Origin of the sequence: Chitinophaga filiformis, assembly GCF_900102545.1 — a bacterium.
GTDB lineage: Bacteria > Bacteroidota > Bacteroidia > Chitinophagales > Chitinophagaceae > Chitinophaga > Chitinophaga filiformis.
This window is the reverse complement of sequence record NZ_FNBN01000003.1, coordinates 51,121-67,538: the sequence shown is the minus strand read 5'-3', so window position 1 is coordinate 67,538 and position 16,418 is coordinate 51,121. Positions and strand designations below refer to the sequence as shown.

Genomic DNA, 16,418 nt, shown 5'->3' with positions numbered 1-16,418 from the left:
TCTTTCTTTTTTTGAATCCAAAACGTGTGTATGTGCGTGTAACTGTGTGTTGCAGTTACTTAATAATGTGCTGTAATCCTTCCAGCCACTGGCTGTAGATGCTGGCATATTGTTGCTGGAGCGCGGCATCAGGTTCTATAGTAGCCAGGCATTCCATACCGCGGAAAGCTTCCTGTTCATTATACAGGCCTGCTCCTATACCGGCAGCCCTGGCAGCTCCCTGGGCCCCGTCTGTGTTATACAATTCGATCACCACATTAGCTGTGTTAGCGAATACTTCCCGGAAAAGAGGACTGAGGAACATATTGGCCTGTCCCGCTCTTACGCGATGGATCTGCAGGCCCATGTCCTTCATGATATCCATACCATATTTCAGGGCGAATACGATCCCTTCCTGTCCCGCGCGCAGCAAATGCTCGCGGCTGTGAATATTGAAGTTCAGTCCATTGACTACAGCGCCTGTTTCCCTGTTGGCAAGGATACGTTCCGCTCCGTTACCAAAAGGATAAATATGCAGGCCACGGGCTCCGGCAGGCGCCTGAGCAGCCAGTGTATTCATTTCACTGTAATCAGGCTTTCCGGTTACCTGTCTTAACCAGCTATTGAGGATGCCGGTTCCGTTCAGACACATCAGCACTCCGTTACGTTGTGCGTCCGCCGTATCATTGACATGTACGAAAGTATTCACACGACTTTGCTGGTCGAATGCGATATGATCATGCACTGCATAAACAACACCTGAAGTACCTGCTGTAGTAGCAGCTTCACCCGGTTTCAGTACGTTGAGTGAGAAAGCATTGTTGGGCTGATCACCTGCACGGTAGGTTACAGGCGTACCGGCGGCAATGCCTAAGAGCGCAGCTGCCTTTTCGGTCACCTTCCCCTGTAAACCGAAGGTAGGTACCACATCTGACAACAGGCTTTCATCAATATTGTAATGCTTCAATAGTACAGGAGATACCTGGCGACCACTGAAGTCCCAGAAGATCCCTTCCGAAAGACCTGAAATAGTCGTTGCAGCCTCACCTGTCAGCCGCATGGCGATAAAGTCGCCCGGCAGCATGATCTTGTGAATGCGTGCATAGATCTCCGGTTCATACTGCTGTACCCAGCGTAGCTTGGAAGCGGTAAAGTTACCGGGAGAATTGAGCAGGTATTGCAGTGACCAGTTCTGGCCCAGCGCATTAAAAGCTTCGTTTCCTATTTCCACGGCCCGGCTGTCACACCAGATAATGGAAGGACGTAATACCTGCTGGTCTTTATCCACGCATACCAGTCCATGCATCTGGTAAGCAATACCAATACCGGCAACAGCATGCCCGTCAAAGGGATGCTGTTGCTGTAATTTTTTTGTAGCGTTCTGTACCTCCTGCCACCACATCTCGGGATCCTGTTCTGCCCACCCTGCTACAGGTGCATGCATAGGCATTTCCTGTGCAGGACTGATAGCCGTAGCCAGGCATTTCCCCGTTTCTACATCCAGCAATGCCGCTTTCACTGAGGAGGAACCGATATCATATCCTATCGTGTATTTCATGTAACGATTCGTCTGTTTCTATGGTTAATTTGTTTCCGTTTTCCCTCCCGGGTTATCAACCCGGGGCTACACACAACGTTGCTCCTGACGGAGCATTATTGTTACCAGAAAATGGTATACAGCGCAGTCAGGATACCGCAGATGATCAATGCAATAACAGTGAATGCTAAAGATGGTTTGAACATAGAAGAATCCACTTCCAGTGCATGAGATCCGCTTGTACCGGCAGCTGTTACTTTACCTGGTGCAGGACCCAGCAGGGAGATAATGATCATACCTACCACACATACTCCGAATACGATACCCATACGGTCGAGGAACGGAATTTCATACACACCTTTTGAATTCGCAACAGCCAGCCCCATGTCATACAGGGAAGAAAGATCCATCCATAATGGCAGGAACTTCAGAATGAGAGACATAGCAAAACCACCGATCATTGCAAACAGCGCTGCATTGGCTGTGGTCCTCTTCCAGAAGAAGCCCAGTATGAACATAGCGAATATACCAGGTGATACGAAACCAGTGTATTCCTGAATGAACTGGAAACCACCTTTTTTATCGATACCCAGGAACGGAGAGATAATGATCGCCAGGATCATGGCAACTATTACCACAACGCGGCCTACGTTTACAATCTTTTTCTCGTCTGCATTTCTATCGAAGATCTCTTTGTAAATATCCAGAGAGAAGATAGTAGAGATACTGTTTGCCTTACCTGCCAGGGAAGCGACTACTGCAGCAGTCAGTGCGGCAAATGCCAGCCCTTTCATACCTGCAGGCAGAAGGTTCATCAGCACAGGATAAGCGTTGTCAGGATTCAGTTCACCAGCTTTGATCATCTCCTGCTGGAACATACCCTGTGAGTGCAGTACATAAGCTGCGATACCAGGCAATACCACGATCACAGGCATCAGCAGTTTCAGGAAACCCGCGAAGAGCAGACCACTGCGTGCAGTTTTTAGATCAGCACCCAGTGCGCGCTGTGTAATATATTGGTTACAACCCCAGTAGTTCAGGTTCACGATCCACATACCCCCTACAAGCACCGTCAGACCGGGTAGATCAAGATAATGCGGGTTGTCTTTCTTCAGGATCATATGGAAATGGTCACTGGCATGTTCTGTCATCAGGGAGAAGCCTTTCAGCACACCTGTCTGACCAAAGTGCTCAGACACCAGGCTTAATGCCAGGTAAGTAGTTACCAGACCACCCAGTATCAGGAAGAACACCTGGATTACGTCTGTATAACCGATCACCTTCATACCACCCAGGGTGATGAAGATGGCGAACAACGCAATGAGGCTCATACATACATAGAAGTTAATACCGGAAATGGTATTCACCGCCAGTGCGCCCAGGTAAAGGATAGATGTCAGATTCACTACCACGTAAAGCAAAAGCCAGAAAACAGCCATGATGGTGCTCACTGTTTTGTTATACCGCGTCAGCAGGAACTGTGGCATGGTATAGATCTTATTCTTCAGGTAGATGGGCAGGAAGAATACCGCCACAATAATAAGGGTCGCAGCCGCCATCCACTCATAAGTAGAGATAGCCAGACCAATATTGAACCCGGAGCCTGCCATCCCGATAAACTGCTCCGCAGATATATTGGATGCGATCAGAGAGGCGCCGATAGCCCACCAGGTAAGGGAACCTTCCGCCAGGAAGAAATCTTTGGAATCAGTTGTCTGCCGTTTTTTCTTTTTGTAGATATAGAGACCGTAACCGGCAACAATCACGAAATACACTAAGAAAACAACATAATCGAGGAATTGTAAGCTCTTTTGCATAAAAAAAACGTGGTAATAAATAAATTAGGAATCAATATAGCAACATTTTAATTAAACGTAAAATTTACGTTTAAAAATTTTCACTACGTGTTGGACATATTTTTTTGTTTTTCATTGTTTATTCAGTCAGGAATGCGGAGAGTTGCTCTCCTACAGCGGATCCTATTGCGACGCCCATACCGCCCATGCGGACGCCGAGCACGATGTTGTGTGTATGGTAACGGATCAGTGGCTGGCGGGTCCGACCAAAAGCCATGATACCGGTCCAGCGGTCAGTTATCATAACGGATTGTCCTGGTAAGATAATATTGTGCAACCGGTTTTCCAATTGCTGTTGTATCTCCGGATTAAGATCAAAGCTTGTTGTGGTTTCTTTCTCAAAGTCGAGATTGCGCCCCCCGCCAAACAACACCCTTCCGTCCAGTTCCCGGAAGTAATAATATCCTTCCTCCATATGAAAGACGCCCTTAAAACGCAGGCCGGGGATCACGTCTGTCAGTAATACCTGTCCTCTGCCAGGCCGCACGTCCAGCTCCGGCAATAATTGCCGGGCAAATGCATTGGTGCAGACAGCTACCCTTCTGGCCATAAACCCGACCTCCTCTCCTCCTGCTGCCGGGACTGTGACCCTTACGCCCGTATGCAGATCTTCAAGGTGGCTTACCCTGCAACCGGTCTTGATTTCGACCCCTTTTGAGATAGCGATGTCTATCAGACTACGCATCATCCTGCCGGTATGCAGCTCTCCTTCATAATTATTGCAGATCAGCGCTCTTACAAATGCCCTGTTAAAACCGAATCCTCCAATTTTATCACTGGCAATTGTAAAGGCATCTCCCCCGAGCAACGGTCTTAAAACATTGTTCACACTGTCCAGTTGCGCGAGGGCATGTTCTTCCTGCATGCCTATCAGTTCATAACTACCGGCTTCCCGGTACTGCATAGCCTCATCTCCGATACGCCGGCGCAATAACTGCAGACCATTGCGCCGCATCTGTAAAAGTGCCAGCACTTCTTCCCGGGGCATGTTATTGAAATCAGACAACAGCTCTGTCAGACTACCTATACAGGCAAAACCTGCATTCTTTGTACTGGCGCCCGTAGGCAGAATATCGCTTTCCAGCACCAGTACCCGCGCTGCAGGCAGCTTGTCTTTCAGACTGATAGCTGTGGAAAGCCCTACTATACCACTGCCGGCAATGATATAGTCGTATTGTAAAAGGCTCTGTTTTTCCCAGTAGCTAAGCATACCATTGTGATTTGGTCATCAGCCTGTTTTCAAACGCCGGAATAGAATAATGTATTGTAAATGTACTCTTTTTATTGATGTCAAGCTGACATTTATTATATTTCAATCTCTTTTCCCTCCTGACTACACCGTCAGCACTATTTTCCCTTTTCCATGGCCTTCTTCCAGCCGCTGGTGCGCACGGACGATTTCCGTCAGCGGGAAAGTTTCATCCACTTCCACTTTCAGGCGGTTATTACTAAGCAGGAAAGCCAGTTGCTCCATCCGTTCCCCGGAAGGCCTCACAGACATCCACTTTACTTCCACACCTTTTTCCTTTGCCCGGGCAATAACAGCCGGATCATCTTTATACATACTTGGCAATGATACCAGTACGCCGCCGGGATTTAACACATCCAGAGAGCGGAGCGCTATTTCACCGCCCATACCATCTATCACTACATCTACCTTCTCTACTATATCTTCAAAACGTTGGGTTTTATAGTCAACCAGCTGATCTACTCCTAATTCTGTAAGGAAAGGATGATTGGCCGCCGATGCAGTAGCTGCCACAAAACAACGCTTCCACTTGGCCAGTTGTACTGCTATATGTCCTACACCACCGGCTGCGCCCTGTATAAACACCCGCTGTCCCCAGGTTACGCCTGCATGATCAAACAGGGCTTCCCAGGCGGTAAGGCCAGCCAGTGGGGTACCTGCAGCTATTTCATATGAAATATTCTTAGGAATAATGGCAAACTCTTCTTCCTGCACTACAGCATACTCTGCGTATGCGTTGCCGGGATTGGGGAAATTACTCATACCGAATATGCGGTCGCCGGTAATGAACTTACTCACACCTTCTCCTACACTTACAACTTCTCCGGCTATATCCCATCCAAGGATAGCAGGTAATGTCTGATAAGACGCATATCCTTTACCAGACCGGGTTTTGAAATCAACAGGGTTTAATCCGATAGCTTTAACTTTAACAAGTACCTGTCCTGCCGCCGGCAGTGGTATCGCTACTTTCTCGATCCTGAAAGCAGTGGCCGGCCCAAAGTCAGGCAAAACAGCCGCCTGCATAAAATTACTCATACATGCATATTTTGGCTTTAAATTATGATAAAAAAAGGTAATTGCACATATATGCAGAAAGGGCATCATGTTTTATAACCAAAACATAATGCCCTTTCTCAAAAACATAGCATCCTTCCTCAAAATGAGAAAGATCAATGCTTTATACGAGATAACCGAAGAGGTTATCGTCTTTATTCAGTTCTGTAAAGTGAATGTTATACTTCCGGAAATTAGCCAGCAGGATATCATAGTCTTCTCTCCTCTTCAGCTCCACACCAATCAGTGCAGGGCCCATTTCCTTATTGTGCTTCTGGATAAATTCGAAACGCGTGATATCATCATCAGGACCCAGTACATGATTCACAAACTCTTTCAAAGCACCCGGACGTTGTACAAAGCGGATGATGAAGTAATGCTTCAATCCTTCGTATAACAGTGAGCGTTCCTTGATCTCCTGCATACGATCGATATCGTTGTTACTGCCACTCACCACACATACTACCTTCTTTCCTTCTATCTCTTTCGCGTAGTAATCAAGCGCTGCGATAGACAATGCGCCGGCAGGTTCTACCACGATCGCATCCTCATTATACAGTCGTAATATAGTAGAGCAAACCTTTCCTTCCGGTACCAGTTGCATTTTATTCAGAATATCTTTGCAGATGCTGAATGTAAGCGCACCTACTCTTTTTACGGCAGCACCATCTACGAAACGTTCTATTTCGTCGAGTGTAACAGGGCTACCTGCCTCCAGTGCACGTGTCATAGATGGAGCACCTTCCGGTTCCACACCAATGATCTGCGTCTGTGGACTATAAGTTTTGAAATAAGTACCCAGGCCTGCTGCCAGTCCGCCGCCACCAATAGGCACGAACACATAATCAATCTTCGCCTGGTCTTCCAGGATCTCCACTGCCACGGTACCTTGTCCTTCGATGATCTTCGGATCATCAAAAGGAGGAATAAAAGTCATCTTGTGCTCCTGTGTAAAAGCCTGGGCTTCCGCCGCACAATCATCAAAAGTATCGCCCACCAGTTTTATTTCGATGTTATCGCCACCGAACATTCTCACCTGGTTCACCTTCTGTTTTGGGGTGATGATGGGCATAAAACAAACGCCTTTGATATCCAGCTGACGACATGCATAAGCAAAGCCCTGTGCATGGTTACCAGCGCTGGCGCAGGTCACGCCTTTTGCCAGTGTGTCTTTATCCAGGCTGCTAATCAGGTTGTATGCACCACGCAATTTATAAGACCTTACAATCTGCATGTCTTCTCTTTTGAGATAGACATCTGCATTATACCTGCGGGAGAGCGTAGCGCTGTATGTAAGCGGAGTACGGTTCACCACAGGTTTCAACTTCACCGCAGCATCAAGGATGTTCAGCGGGTTCACACTTGTTAGTACCTGGGACATTGTTTTAAAAAAATTAAGGACCAGAAATTAAAGAATCAGGAATCGACGCAAAATGCCCAATTCCTGATCCTTCATTACTGATCAAATATTGAATTAAGCGTTAGGACGCAGCTTTCTTACAGCCGCACCTGCCTGCCACATTTCGCTTTCACGCAGTTCTTTCAGTTCTTCTTCCAGTTTCTCGCGGTAGTCAGGAGTACTGTTGGATGCAATAGAACGTGCAGCTTCTTTACCAGCAGCAACGCTTGCATACAGTTCTTCAAATACTGGCTGGCTAGCCTCTTTGAATTTCTTCCACCAGTCTAACGCACCACGCTGAGCGGTAGTAGAACAGTTAGCATACATCCAGTCCATACCATTTTCAGCAACGAGTGGCATCAGAGACTGAGTCAGTTCTTCAACAGTTTCGTTGAATGCTTCAGATGGAGAGTGACCATTCTTGCGCAGTACTTCGTACTGAGCAGCGAAGATACCCTGGATAGCACCCATCAGGGTACCACGCTCACCTGTTAAGTCAGATGTAACTTCTTTCTTGAAATCTGTTTCGAACAGGTAACCGGAACCAACACCGATACCCAGCGCGATAACGCGATCGCGTGCTTTACCGGTTGCATCCTGGAATATAGCGAAGCTGGAGTTCAGACCCTGACCAGCCAGGAACAGTCTGCGCAGAGATGTACCGGAACCTTTAGGAGCTACCAGGATCACATCCACATCAGCAGGAGGAATAATACCAGTCTGGTCTTTATAAGTAATACCAAAACCATGGGAGAAATATAAAGCCTTGCCTTTAGTCAGGTGTGGTTTCAGTGTAGGCCACAGTGCGATCTGACCGGCATCACTCAACAGGAACTGGATGATAGTACCTTTCTGAGCAGCTTCTTCGATTTCGAACAGTGTCTGACCTGGTACCCAGCCATCAGCGATAGCTTTATCCCATGTTTTAGATCCTTTACGCTGTCCTACGATCACGTTAAAGCCGTTATCTTTCAGGTTCAGTGCCTGGCCGGGACCCTGTACGCCGTAACCAATGATAGCTATCACTTCGTTCTTCAGCACTTCTCTAGCTTTTTCCATGGGGAATTCTTCTCTGGTTACTACGTCTTCCAGTACCCCGCCAAAATTGATGGTTGCCATGTTTTGATAGTGTTTGTTTATTTTATTGAATGATTTAAACTAGATACTTTCTTCTTCTGCTGATACTTCTGTATGATCTCTGTACTCTGCCTGTTTCAGGTTGTCAGGACGACGTCTTTCCAACTCTTTCAGATGATCATGGAAACGACGGCTCCATTTGATAACAGCCACGCGTCCACTCTTTGAATATTCGATCAGACCATAAGGAGCCAGCTGCGCCTGCAGCGCTATCAGCTCCTGCTGATGACCGGTTTTCTCTATCACAAAATACTCTTCGGTAAGCGTCAGGATACGTGCGTTGTTATCACGGATCAGCTGCTCAATATTACCATTCTTCAAAGCTTTTGTAGATATCTTGTACAGCGCCAGTTCCTGGTATACCACCTCATCTTCTTCATGTACAAAGGCACGGTGAATTTCTATCAGTCTTTCTATCTGACCAACGATCTTCACCAGTTTTTCCTTTTCAGATATTACGGTGATGATGAATTTATATACGCCAGGGATCTCTGTTTCAGCCGTTGTCAGGCTGGTGATGTTAATACCTCTGCGTGTGAAGATAACGGTGATACGGTTCGTGATACCGATCCTGTCTTCCGTATATACCGTTATTGTATACTCTTTTTGCATAGTGTTCGTGTTAATGATTGCTGAATTCCTTCTTCCTGCTACTCAAGCCTGATATTTGCTATTGGCTGGCCGGAAGGCACCATTGGGAATACGTTGTCTTCTTTCTCTACTACAACCTCCAGCAGATAAGCGCCTTTGTGAGAGATCATCTCATCTACAGCAGCTACGATATCTGCACGGTCAGTTACTTTTCTGCCAGGAACATAGAACCCTTTTGCAATCTGTACAAAGTCAGGGTTGATCATCTCTGTAGAAGAATAACGTTTGTCAAAGAACAACTGTTGCCATTGACGTACCATGCCAAGGAAGTTGTTATTCAGGATCACAATCTTAACACCTATTTCAGACTGATAGATAGTTCCCAGTTCCTGTAATGTCATCTGGAAACAACCATCACCGATTATTGCTACTACTTCTTTTTCAGGCGTACCTACTTTCGCGCCCATCGCTGCCGGCAATGCAAAACCCATGGTGCCCATACCACCGGAAGTGATATTGGTGTTAGGATCTTTAAAGCGATAATAACGGGATGCGATCATCTGGTGCTGTCCTACATCTGTTACCAGTACAGCTTTACCTTCTGTTCTTTCTGATATCAGACGTACTACTTCGGCCATTTTCAAACCGCCTTCAGCTGGATACAGTTCTTTCTGGGACACCTTCTCTTCCTCTTTCTTATCTGCCTCACGGAAACCCTTTAACCACTCATCATGCTTACCTGGTTTCACCAGCTCTATCAAAGCCGACAGTGCTGTTTTAGCATCTGCATGTACCGCTACATCTGCTTTGATGATCTTGTTGATCTCAGCTGCATCAATTTCGATATGGATCACCTTTGCCTGCTTCACAAACTGAGAAACATCACCGGTGATACGATCGTCGAAACGCATACCCACAGCAATCAGCACATCACATTCATTGGTCATGATGTTAGGTGCATAGTTACCGTGCATACCCAGATAACCTACATACAGCGGATGATCTACAGGCACTGCGGAGAGGCCAAGCAAGGTAGAGGCGATTGGTATGCCTGCCTTTTCTGCAAATGCGATCAGTTCTTTTTCAGCGCCTGACAACAATACGCCATGACCACAGAAGATATATGGCTTCTTTGCGCTGTTGATCAGTTCAGCTGCCGCTTTTACTGCATCCTGATCCAGTTCCGGTACAGGACGGTAGCTGCGGATATAATCACATTTCTTGTATTCATAATCGAACTTTGCTACCTGTGCATTCCTGGTAATATCTACCAGTACAGGTCCCGGACGACCGCTACCTGCAATGTAGAATGCTTTGGCGATAGCACCCGGAATATCTTCCGGACGTGTTACCTGGATGTTCCATTTTGTAATCGGCATAGTGATACCAATTACATCTGTTTCCTGGAAAGCATCGGTACCCAGCAGGTGTGCTGCCACCTGGCCGGTGATGCAGACCATCGGTGTAGAGTCCATATAAGCATCTGCCAGCCCGGTTACCAGGTTGGTAGCACCGGGACCGGAAGTAGCGAAGACCACTCCGGTTCTGCCGGAAGTGCGTGCATAGCCTTGCGCGGCATGCGTAGCACCTTGTTCGTGACGGACCAATATATGATGGACTTTATCCTGAAAATCGTACAGGGCATCATAAATGGGCATAATAGCGCCTCCCGGATAGCCGAAAATGGTTTCTACACCTTCTGCAATCAGCGAGCGGATCACTGCCTCAGAACCAGTGATATTAAGGGGAGCAGTTGTTGCTGCCCGCTTCTCAGCCGGCTCAGGCTTCATCGGTAACACATCCTTCTGTTGCATTTGAAACGAGTTTTGCGTATTTTAATAATATACCGTTGGATGCTTTCAATGCAGGTCTTACCCACTGCGCCTTACGGGCTGCCAGTTCTTCCGCACTCACTTCCACATTGATCGTATTCTTTTCGGCATCTATTTCGATAATATCATTGTCTTTTACCAGCGCGATGGTACCACCTTCATAGGCTTCCGGTGTGATATGACCTACCACAAAACCGTGTGTACCACCGGAAAAACGTCCGTCTGTGATCAGCGCCACGCTCTTACCAAGTCCCACACCCATGATAGCGGATGTTGGCTTCAGCATTTCTGGCATACCAGGAGCGCCTTTAGGGCCTACCTGCCTGATTACCACCACATCTCCTTTCTGCACACGGCCGCTCTGGATACCTGCTATCAGTTCAAACTCACCGTCAAACACACGTGCAGGTCCGCGGAAGCTAAGGCCTTCCTTACCGGTTATTTTTGCTACAGAGCCCTGTTCTGCCAGGTTGCCATACAGCATCTGTATGTGACCGGTAGCTTTCAAAGGCTTCTCTGTAGGAACGATAATGTCCTGTGATTCGAAATCCAGATCAGGAACACTTTCCAGGTTCTCTGCCAGGGTCTTGCCGGTTACGGTCAGGCAATGTCCGTGCAGGTAACCTTGTTTCAGCAAATATTTCATTACCAGGGGAACACCACCAATGTTGTGCAGGTCTTCCATCAGGTACTTACCACTTGGTTTCAGGTCAGCAATCAGCGGCGTTTTGTCACTGATACGCTGGAAATCCTGCAAAGTGAATTTCACACCTACTGATTTTGCTATGGCGATGAAGTGTAATACCGCATTGGTACTACCACCCAGCGCCATCACAACCGTAGCGGCATTTTCAAATGCCTCAAAGGTCATGATATCGGTAGGCTTAATATCTTTTTCCAGCAACAGGCGGATATATTTACCTGCTTCCAGACATTCCTGTTGTTTTTCCTTGCTCAGTGCAGGGCTGGAAGAACTATAGGGAAGGCTCATACCCAGTGCCTCAATAGCTGATGACATGGTATTAGCCGTATACATACCGCCACAGGCGCCAGCGCCGGGGCAGGAATGCTGTACAATTCCTTTGAAATCCTCTTCATTCAGCTGACCTGCCATCTTCTGGCCCAGTGCTTCAAAAGCGGAGATGATGTTGAGATCCTGTCCTTTATATTTACCGGGAGCGATAGTACCACCGTAAACCATGATGGAAGGACGGTTCAGGCGGCCCATTGCCATCAGGGAGCCAGGCATGTTCTTATCGCAGCCTGGTACGGTGATCAGTGCATCATAATATTGTGCACCACAAACAGTTTCGATGGAATCAGCAATCAGATCGCGGCTGACCAGTGAATAACGCATACCTGGTGTACCATTACTCATACCGTCGCTGACGCCGATGGTATGGAAAGTGAGTCCGACGAGGTCATTAGCCCAGACGCCTTTTTTGACCTGCTGAGCGAGGTCATTGAGGTGCATGTTACAGGTGTTACCGTCATAGCCCATACTGGCCACGCCTACCTGCGCTTTTTTCAGGTCTTCTTCCGTTAAACCTATTCCATACAGCTGCGCCTGTGCGGCTGGCTGTGTAGGGTCCTGGGTGAGCGTCTTGCTATATTTATTCAATTCCATCTGTTTGTTATTTCCGGTTGCTATTTAAAGTAGTACAAAATAGCAGTGATAAAAGCCAAGTTCCAAACCAATTACTGTCCGGTTAGCCGGTATTCAAATCTCTTCGTTTTATGTCCAAACCCGCTATGGTACTGGATAACGTACCCCTAAAAATCCAAATTCCAACTTATTAAAAATGCCTTGCGGGAGGAAAACAGGAGGCCTGTACGAAGTGTTTATAAAGAGCATCCCGCTTTGTTTTTGGTACAAAGCGGGATGCTTTGCGTAGCTATCTGATTGAGTGGGATACAATACTATCAGTTTCAAATAATAATGTATCATTCCCAGGTATGGTGATATAGAGCTTAATACCTGAATCAGCACGAGTTTTCATGAATATCTGTACACTGAACCAGTGGCTTATGCGACTGGAACAGCGGCGCGATCGAATTCTTTTTCGAGCACTCTGGCTTTGTAAGCCTGTTGTAGCAGTTTACCCAGAGATGTAGCCCATGGTTTCTTAAAGCCCTGGCCATCAAGAGAATCCCATCCTACTACTTCTGCTGCAGTACCGCAATAGAATACGCAATCAGCAGTTTTCAGTTCATCTACAGTGAAAAGCTTCTCTTCCAGCGGAATACCCAGTTCATGACACAGTTCAATTACTGTAGCACGGGTAATACCTGGCAGGATGTTGCCTGGCGGCGGTGTGAAGATCTTACCGTCTTTTTCGAAGAACAGGTTGGCACCCGGACCTTCAGCTACATTGCCGTTCATGTCCAGCAGCAGTGCTTCGTCGTAACCGTTTTCCTTTGCTTCCTGCGAAGCCAGGATCGAGTTTACATAAAGACCGGCAGTCTTTGATTCGATCTTAAATGCTTTTGGATTTGGACGCTGGTAAGATGAGGTCATCACACGCAGCAGTTTTTCACCTAAATAAGCACCCCACTCCCATGCGCAGATCAATACATGGGTTTCAGATGCTGCTTTCAGGGTCATGTTCGGAGGGCAGAAAGCGAGCGGACGAATGTACGCCTCTTCCATATTGTTCATTTCCAGCACCTTGTAGCATGCGGCGATCAGCTCATCATTGTTGAACGGATAGGGCATGTGTATCAGTTCGCAGGAACGTTTGAATCTGTCAAAGTGTTCTTTCGCTTTGAATATCTTCACTTTTCCTTCAGCTGTTTTGTATGCACGGATACCCTCAAATACTGCATACCCGTAATGCAATGACTGACCGTAAAGGTCGATAGTGGCCGCGGTGGCTTTCTTATACTCCCCGTTAACGTAAAGAATGGTGTTCTCGTTGTAATAGCTATACATAATTCAGATATTAGAAATCGATTTTGGATTCATTATTCATTTATGGGCGTAAAAAAACGCCTTCCTCGTGTGGAGGAAGGCGTTGTTATTTTTAGTGATTGTGCACGATTACCTATCCTCCATATTGGTGGCTAATAATGACAACGACAACCACGACTAGCGTGATAGCCCAATTCAGCTGAGCTACGATGTGATTGATCTTATTGTTGTCTTTATTTACCCACATGGAGGTACCTTTTTTATTTTGCTTCTACAAATGTATTGGTCGTTAAACTAAAAAACAATACAATCCAAAAGATTTAGTCATTTCGCAAACAAACCAGCGCTTTTTGAAGATATTTAAATAAAAGGCAGTTTCTTTAGCCAAAATCCACACAAATAGTAAAAATATTACAATTCTTCAGGCTCTATTTCCAAAGATTGTCAGGATATTCCCCACTCTGTACGAGTGCAGTGAGACTTTCCTGTACGCCCGGGGCGTCTTCCTTATAGGTTACACCGAACCACTGTGCTCCTGTAGGAATGACGTTTACCACGCCCAGTTTGTTCTTAATGAAATGATCCACTACGATAGGGATGAAGAATTCTGACTTCGGCTTGTCGCCATCTTTCTTTAAGAAGTCTTTGAACAGGCCCTGGCTCAGATCAAATACTGAAGGATGGAAGCCCCAGAAGTTCATGGAAACCGGGGTGTCAGCAGGCATTGGATGTTTGCCGCCGTCAGCATCTTCATACACGATCTGATCGCCGTCTTTGTAAACCTTAGTTCTTTCGTTGATGGCAGCCAGATTGCTCTCGCTGTCAGCAGCGCATACACCGCGGGATACGGAACCATGCTCACTGATAGTTTTGCTCAGCTGGTACCCGATAACGCTGTACACATCAGGTTTTGCAGCATCTTTCAGGAAAGCGGCTGCTTTTTCAAAAGAATCACGACCATAGAAATCATCCGCATTAATTACAGCGAAAGGTTCTTTGATAGCGTCTTTCGCGCATAATACCGCGTGTGCTGTCCCCCATGGTTTGGCGCGGTCTGCCGGCATAGGATAACCATTCAGAAATGCATCCATTTCCTGGTAAACATAATCCGTAGCTATGCGTCCCTTCAGTTTTGGTTCAAAGATCTCTTTGAATTCTTTTTCAAAATCCTTGCGGATAATGAATACTACCTTGCCGAAACCAGCACGGATAGCATCATAGATGGAGTAATCAACAATTGTTTCACCGCTGGGGCCGAACTGCTGTATTTGTTTCAGACTGCCATAACGGCTAGCCATTCCTGCAGCTAGGATCAATAAAGTTGGTTGCATTTATAGACTTGTTTTTTGTGTTTTCATATTTTGGATGAATTTCCTGGCGATAAATTTAATGATTAAAACTATTTTCACGTCTTCTTTTTGTTATCATACTGTTACGCCTGATGGGCCACATGACAACAAATCCCGTACCAACCGGAGGAAACCAGCTTATTATGTAATTAATTCATGTAAACGAGAAATGAAACGATTCCTATCGTCAGCAGTACTGACTCTTTCACTATTCCAATCCGCCAACGCCCAGCAACACATTCAGCCAGCAGCTATTCAGGACAAGATGCAATGGTTTGCCGACGCAAAACTGGGCATTTTCATTCACTGGGGTATCTATTCCGTTAAAGGTGTAGATGAATCCTGGTCATTTTACAACAAAAAGATAACCTATGCCGACTACATGCAACAGCTGAAAGGCTTTACCGCCCGGCATTACCATCCCGAAGAATGGGCCGCCCTGATCAAAGAATCCGGCGCCCGCTATGCCGTTGTCACTACCAAGCATCACGATGGCGTGGCTTTATGGGATACTAAACTAAGTAAGCTGGATATGGCAAACAGCACGCCTGCCAAACGCGATGTACTCACCCCACTATATACGGCATTACGGCAACAAGGGATTAAAGCCGGCGCTTATTTTTCCCTGATCGACTGGAGTTATGCAGATTATCCGCAATTCCTCAAAGATAGCAGCCGCTATAATGCTCAAAAAGATCCTGCCCGCTGGCAACGCTTCCTGAACTACTACGAAGGACAACTAAAAGAAGTAATGCAGCAGTATAATCCTGATCTGTGGTGGTTTGATGGCGACTGGGAACATAGTGCCGAAGAATGGGAGGCTGTAAAAATGAGAAAGATGCTTACAGACCATAATCCCCTGACTATCATCAATGGCCGTTTACAGGGATATGGCGACTATGATACACCGGAACAGAACTTCCCTGTTTCCCGTCCTAACTTCAAATGGTGGGAGCTTTGTATGACCATCAACAACAACTGGGGCTATCACCCCGACGACACCAATTACAAGACGCCTTATGAAGTCATTACCATCTTTGCAGATGCTATCAGCAATGGCGGTAATATGCTGTTGGATATCGGTCCGGCAGAAGATGGAACAATTCCTGCAGAGGAAGTGACGGTACTGAAAGAACTAGGAGCATGGAATAAAAAACACGCGCCTGCTGTCTTCAATACCGTAGCGGGTATCCCGGCAGGACACTTCTACGGGCCTACCACTTTATCAAAAGATTCCAGTACCTTATACCTCTTCCTGCCCGGTAATGTAAGCGGACAGGTAATGGTTAAAGGACTGATCAACAATATTCAGAAGATCAGCGTAGTGGGTAACGGACAAGCGCTTACACACAAAATTGTAGGTAAAATATCCTGGAGCGCAGTACCCGGACTGGTGTACATTGACGTTCCCGCTGCCGTACAGGATAAATACATGACCGTACTTGCAGTAGAACTGGATGGCCCTGTGAAGTTATATCGCGGGAAAGGTGGATTTCTGACGAATGAATAAGGAATAATCATA

At 46.6% G+C, this 16,418-nt stretch carries 12 protein-coding genes; 1 reads left to right on the top strand and 11 read right to left on the bottom strand.

Translation table 11 applies throughout. The annotated features are described in order from the left end of the window. Positions 1-55: 55 nt before the first annotated feature. From BLR32_RS12680 to BLR32_RS12630, 11 genes are all read right to left on the bottom strand, one after another. A complete protein-coding gene (locus tag BLR32_RS12680; RefSeq protein WP_089832287.1) occupies positions 56-1,537 on the bottom strand; it encodes a xylulokinase in 1,482 nt (493 codons plus the stop codon). Between the two features lie 101 nt (positions 1,538-1,638). Continuing rightward, a complete protein-coding gene (locus BLR32_RS12675) occupies positions 1,639-3,333 on the bottom strand; it encodes a sodium/sugar symporter (protein WP_089832285.1) in 1,695 nt (564 codons plus the stop codon). Positions 3,334-3,451: 118 nt separating this feature from the next. Further along, a complete protein-coding gene (locus tag BLR32_RS12670; protein ID WP_089832283.1) occupies positions 3,452-4,582 on the bottom strand; it encodes an NAD(P)/FAD-dependent oxidoreductase in 1,131 nt (376 codons plus the stop codon). Between the two features lie 123 nt (positions 4,583-4,705). Then, positions 4,706-5,659, bottom strand: a complete 954-nt coding sequence (locus BLR32_RS12665; protein ID WP_176842258.1) for an NADP-dependent oxidoreductase — start codon at positions 5,657-5,659, stop codon at positions 4,706-4,708. Positions 5,660-5,801: 142 nt separating this feature from the next. Continuing rightward, on the bottom strand, positions 5,802-7,058 hold the full coding sequence (gene ilvA, locus BLR32_RS12660) for a threonine ammonia-lyase (protein WP_089832279.1): 1,257 nt from the start codon (positions 7,056-7,058) through the stop codon (positions 5,802-5,804). Positions 7,059-7,151: 93 nt separating this feature from the next. Continuing rightward, on the bottom strand, positions 7,152-8,195 hold the full coding sequence (gene ilvC, locus BLR32_RS12655; RefSeq protein WP_089832277.1) for a ketol-acid reductoisomerase: 1,044 nt from the start codon (positions 8,193-8,195) through the stop codon (positions 7,152-7,154). Between the two features lie 39 nt (positions 8,196-8,234). Beyond that, positions 8,235-8,825 carry an acetolactate synthase small subunit gene (gene ilvN / locus BLR32_RS12650; protein ID WP_089832275.1) on the bottom strand — a complete coding sequence of 197 codons (591 nt, stop codon included), beginning with the start codon at positions 8,823-8,825 and terminating at the stop codon, positions 8,235-8,237. 38 nt (positions 8,826-8,863) lie between these two features. Next, on the bottom strand, positions 8,864-10,618 hold the full coding sequence (ilvB, locus tag BLR32_RS12645; RefSeq protein ID WP_317042834.1) for a biosynthetic-type acetolactate synthase large subunit: 1,755 nt from the start codon (positions 10,616-10,618) through the stop codon (positions 8,864-8,866). Beyond that, positions 10,584-12,263, bottom strand: coding sequence for a dihydroxy-acid dehydratase (ilvD, locus tag BLR32_RS12640; protein ID WP_089832269.1), 1,680 nt, complete (start codon positions 12,261-12,263; stop codon positions 10,584-10,586). The genes ilvB and ilvD overlap by 35 nt, the downstream gene beginning before the upstream one ends. A gap of 399 nt (positions 12,264-12,662) precedes the next feature. Further along, on the bottom strand, positions 12,663-13,568 hold the full coding sequence (locus tag BLR32_RS12635) for a branched-chain amino acid transaminase (protein WP_089832267.1): 906 nt from the start codon (positions 13,566-13,568) through the stop codon (positions 12,663-12,665). Between the two features lie 407 nt (positions 13,569-13,975). Next, positions 13,976-14,878, bottom strand: coding sequence for a sugar phosphate nucleotidyltransferase (locus tag BLR32_RS12630; RefSeq protein ID WP_089832266.1), 903 nt, complete (start codon positions 14,876-14,878; stop codon positions 13,976-13,978). Positions 14,879-15,065: 187 nt separating this feature from the next. On the opposite strand from BLR32_RS12630, the gene BLR32_RS12625 reads away from it, so the two are divergent. Further along, positions 15,066-16,406, top strand: a complete 1,341-nt coding sequence (locus tag BLR32_RS12625) for an alpha-L-fucosidase (RefSeq protein WP_089834144.1) — start codon at positions 15,066-15,068, stop codon at positions 16,404-16,406. The last annotated feature ends 12 nt before the right edge of the window (positions 16,407-16,418 follow it).

Bases quoted from the DNA above. Each gene is read 5' to 3' on its own strand.
- ilvB (WP_317042834.1), bottom strand. From the start codon at position 10,618: ATGCAACAGAAGGATGTGTTACCGATGAAGCCTGAGCCGGCTGAGAAG.
- ilvD (WP_089832269.1), bottom strand. From the start codon at position 12,263: ATGGAATTGAATAAATATAGCAAGACGCTCACCCAGGACCCTACACAG.
- BLR32_RS12680 (WP_089832287.1), bottom strand. From the start codon at position 1,537: ATGAAATACACGATAGGATATGATATCGGTTCCTCCTCAGTGAAAGCG.
- ilvA (WP_089832279.1), bottom strand. From the start codon at position 7,058: ATGTCCCAGGTACTAACAAGTGTGAACCCGCTGAACATCCTTGATGCT.
- BLR32_RS12630 (WP_089832266.1), bottom strand. From the start codon at position 14,878: ATGCAACCAACTTTATTGATCCTAGCTGCAGGAATGGCTAGCCGTTAT.
- BLR32_RS12635 (WP_089832267.1), bottom strand. From the start codon at position 13,568: ATGTATAGCTATTACAACGAGAACACCATTCTTTACGTTAACGGGGAG.
- BLR32_RS12625 (WP_089834144.1), top strand. From the start codon at position 15,066: ATGAAACGATTCCTATCGTCAGCAGTACTGACTCTTTCACTATTCCAA.
- ilvN (WP_089832275.1), bottom strand. From the start codon at position 8,825: ATGCAAAAAGAGTATACAATAACGGTATATACGGAAGACAGGATCGGT.
- BLR32_RS12675 (WP_089832285.1), bottom strand. From the start codon at position 3,333: ATGCAAAAGAGCTTACAATTCCTCGATTATGTTGTTTTCTTAGTGTAT.
- ilvC (WP_089832277.1), bottom strand. From the start codon at position 8,195: ATGGCAACCATCAATTTTGGCGGGGTACTGGAAGACGTAGTAACCAGA.
- BLR32_RS12665 (WP_176842258.1), bottom strand. From the start codon at position 5,659: ATGAGTAATTTTATGCAGGCGGCTGTTTTGCCTGACTTTGGGCCGGCC.
- BLR32_RS12670 (WP_089832283.1), bottom strand. From the start codon at position 4,582: ATGCTTAGCTACTGGGAAAAACAGAGCCTTTTACAATACGACTATATC.